The 3,065-nt window shown below is 65.3% G+C and carries 5 protein-coding genes; 1 reads left to right on the plus strand and 4 read right to left on the minus strand.

Translation table 11 applies throughout. From position 1 onward, the window contains the following. Window positions 1-35 precede the first annotated feature (35 nt). The 3 genes from KUM38_RS43935 to KUM38_RS40665 form a co-directional block, all read right to left on the minus strand. Window positions 36-242, minus strand: coding sequence for a transposase (locus KUM38_RS43935; protein ID WP_374227135.1), 207 nt, complete (start codon window positions 240-242; stop codon window positions 36-38). 79 nt (window positions 243-321) lie between these two features. Further along, window positions 322-741 (minus strand): DUF5958 family protein, encoded by a 420-nt coding sequence (locus KUM38_RS43940; protein WP_374227136.1) that lies wholly within the window; start codon window positions 739-741, stop codon window positions 322-324. Between the two features lie 337 nt (window positions 742-1,078). After that, entirely contained in the window at window positions 1,079-1,336 is a 258-nt protein-coding gene (locus tag KUM38_RS40665) for a ribosomal protein L7/L12 (protein ID WP_217137184.1), read from the minus strand. A gap of 449 nt (window positions 1,337-1,785) precedes the next feature. Here KUM38_RS40665 and KUM38_RS40670 point away from each other — a divergent pair, with 449 nt between their 5' ends. Next, window positions 1,786-2,490 carry a hypothetical protein gene (locus KUM38_RS40670; protein WP_254398542.1) on the plus strand — a complete coding sequence of 235 codons (705 nt, stop codon included), beginning with the start codon at window positions 1,786-1,788 and terminating at the stop codon, window positions 2,488-2,490. A 111-nt stretch (window positions 2,491-2,601) separates the two neighbouring features. Here the strand turns inward: KUM38_RS40670 and KUM38_RS40675 are convergent. Further along, on the minus strand, window positions 2,602-3,065 hold a 464-nt coding region (locus KUM38_RS40675; protein ID WP_217137185.1), incomplete at its 5' end, for a transposase.

Genomic DNA, 3,065 nt, shown 5'->3' on the forward strand with positions numbered 1-3,065 from the left:
GCGGCTGCACGAAGGCCCACTCGGCATCGGACAGTTCATGGCGACGTATCACCCGACCATGATCCCCGATCGAAGATCATTTGACGACAGACCCTAGGCCAGCAGGGCGGTGAACAGGTGTGGTACTTGAAGGCGATCGCATCAAGTACCTGTCGGTGGTCCCACCACCGCCCATCCCGTCTCGGCGACCGGTCCGGTAGCAACGGCTCGGTCCTCGCCCACTGGGCGTCAGTCAACGACACACATCAACAAACGATCAGATGACCCGGCGGCAACGGCCAGGGGAACCTCAATCGGGTCAGCGTGCGCCGCCACGGCACCTCACCGGGGAGGCAAGTTGTGCCATGTGTGTCCGCAAGTGCCTTTGCAGTACGTCTGCCTGCGGCGGGTGTCGGCGACGGAGAACACTGAGACGAGGACACGGAACGCTTTGACGTGTTCGTCGGCCGGGAGGGCTGCGAACCCGTAGCGAGGTGGGTCCATGCAAATCATCACTGAAGGGTTGGCCGTGGGCTTCACGCCGGACCGGGCAACTCCTTCACGCCCGTCTGCCGCCGTGATGTGGGCCTGCATCGCGTAGCCGGCGACTTCTTGCAGTACATCCTGCCTTCCTGTCGGGGAAAGGGCGGAGAACCAGGATGTCCCGTCGTCCAACGTGCGAAGCCCTTGGGCGACCTCGTTGACGACTCGCTCGGCTTCACGCCGAAACGCTTGCCCATCCTCACTCCCGGTCCCCAACATCTGCCGATCACCCCACAGCGCCTCGGTCGAGAACGAGCCGGAAGCGGGCAGCGCGACTCCTCCACTGACTCACGCCATGATCCGCAGGAAACGGCCGAGTCGGCACCCGCCGGCCGGAGACCATGCGCTGCACGGTGGTCTCACCGCGGCCGGTCCGCACACTGTTCAGCCGCTCCGCCCCGCCCGCCCCGCCCGTATCTCCCGGCCCGCCCGTAGCTCCCTCATGCCCTTGGGCGCACGGGCCTCCAGCCACACGGCGATCTCCTGAAGCGGCGACGGATCCTCACCGTTCAACGGCTCTGTCAGGGATCTTGTGACGATCATGGCGCCGAAGCCCTTACTGATTCGCTTCGACATGAGCGCTGGCGGCCTCTTCCGGCACGTTCTCGAGGATGCTCGTCGGCAGTTCGTTGATGAGGGACTTGCAGTGCCACAAACTCAGCCCGGTTCGCCTGTGAAGTAGCTTCACGATCTCAATGGGCCAGGGACCAGAGTCGGTCAGAACTACTGTGTGCGGCAGGTCGTCGCAGACCAGCAAGAACGATTCGCTCACCGTGTCCGCTCCCTCCATCAGCCCGCAGACGGCCTGCAGCATAGGCGAAGTTCGGCGATCACGGACTGTGTCAGCGTGAGGTCGGCGTCGGCGGCATCACTGATGCCTCCGCCAACTTGAAGTTGCAGGTCAAAGGGCTGGTATGACCGGTGCTGGGGGTGCTCATGCTGTTCGTGAGCGGCAGGCTGTGGGGAGATCGTCTGGCAGTTCGGCTCCTGATCTGCAGGTATTGGCGTGGCTGGTCGATGGGTTGGGAGGGATGCGATCATGGGTGAGTCATGTTCATTCGCCCGTGAGGTGATTTCTTGAGGAAGGTGGCACTGCGTCCTCACGCACTGTTGCCTCGGCAGTACGATCACCAGAAGGTTCTGGCGACCACCGTGGACGCCTGGGGCCGGGCTCTCTGGTTGATCTGCCCCGATGCGGAACTCCGCCCAAGTTCGTACGGCAGGCCCTCCCCTCAGCCCCGTAACTGTCCGTACGACGCGCTTTTGGTCATCGACAGCGGCGGTGCAGTCCGTGAACAGTCCTTGCGCGGCATGAGCTTGCGGGTCACCCATCTCGACGCGCTGCCCAATGGCCGGTTCGTTGTGCAGGGACACAGTGCCGCAGGGGATCAGAACGCGCAGATCTACGGGAGGGACGGGCGACGCCGCCGCAGCTTCACGATGGGGCGTGCGGTCGAGTACCTGATGACAGACCGTCGGCACCACGTATGGAGTGCCTACTTCGACGAAGGCGTCTACATCGACCCGGTCAGCGCCGCCGGCCTGGTGCGCTGGGACAGCGGCGGCAACCACCAATGGGGATACACGCCTGCGGAGGGCGTCGAATACATCGATACGGTCTATGCCTTCAACGTTGACGACGGTGTCGCGTGGGCCAACTACTACCCCACCTTCCCGCTGCTCGAGGTCCGGACCAACGGTGAGACTCGGTTACGGAGGACCCCTGTGGTTGCTCCCGCCGGTATGGCCGTGCACGGAGAACACATCACGATGCTGGGTGGCGACCGGCAACCCGACCGCCTGCACCGCTGCCGCCTGACAGAGCACGCGGCCCTGCTGATCGAAGAAGCCTGCCTCACCCTCCCCAACGGCGCACCCCTCAAGCGGTACGCACGCCCCATCGGACGAGGCCGACATCTGTACCTGCGTGGCGCATCCCCCAGACAGTGGTACGTGATGAGTAGCTAGTAGGGCTTGGTCAGGTTCGTATGGGTGTGGGTATGTCGCGGTGGCAGGTGGGGCAGGCGCCGGTCCAGGTGGCGAGGAGTGTCTGCAGGTTCCGGACGACTTGGTAGAGGCTCAGGCCGGCGCCGGATCTTTTGGGTCTCGCGTCAGTCGTTGGAGGGTGCAAAAGGCATGGGCGGCGGAGACGAGGGTGACGTGGTGATGCCAGCCGGCCCAGGTGCGGCCTTCGAAGTGGGCCAGGCCCAGGGCTTGTTTCATCTCCCGGTAGTCGTGCTCGATGCGCCAGCGGAGCTTGGCCAGCCGCACCAGCGTGGCCAGCGGCATGCCCGAGGGCAGGCTCGACAGCCAGAACTGCACCGGCTCGCTCTCACCGGCGGGCCATTCGGCCAGCAACCACCGCTCGGGGAGCTCCGGACCATCCGTGGCCTGGCGGATCTCGCGCCCGGCAGGCCGGATGCGCAGGGCGACGAAACGCGAGTACATGCGCTTCAACCCGCTGCGGCCGGTGCCCGGCCGGGAACCCTCCCGCCAGGACACCGGCCGGGCCGCCTGCCGGCCGACGGCAATGACCAGCTCCC

The organism is Streptomyces sp. AC558_RSS880, from assembly GCF_019049255.1.
Taxonomy (GTDB): domain Bacteria; phylum Actinomycetota; class Actinomycetes; order Streptomycetales; family Streptomycetaceae; genus Streptomyces.

Excerpts from the sequence above, each read along its gene's own strand:
- KUM38_RS40665 (WP_217137184.1), bottom strand. The coding sequence starts at position 1,336 with ATGCTGCAGGCCGTCTGCGGGCTGATGGAGGGAGCGGACACGGTGAGC.
- KUM38_RS43940 (WP_374227136.1), bottom strand. The coding sequence starts at position 741 with ATGTTGGGGACCGGGAGTGAGGATGGGCAAGCGTTTCGGCGTGAAGCC.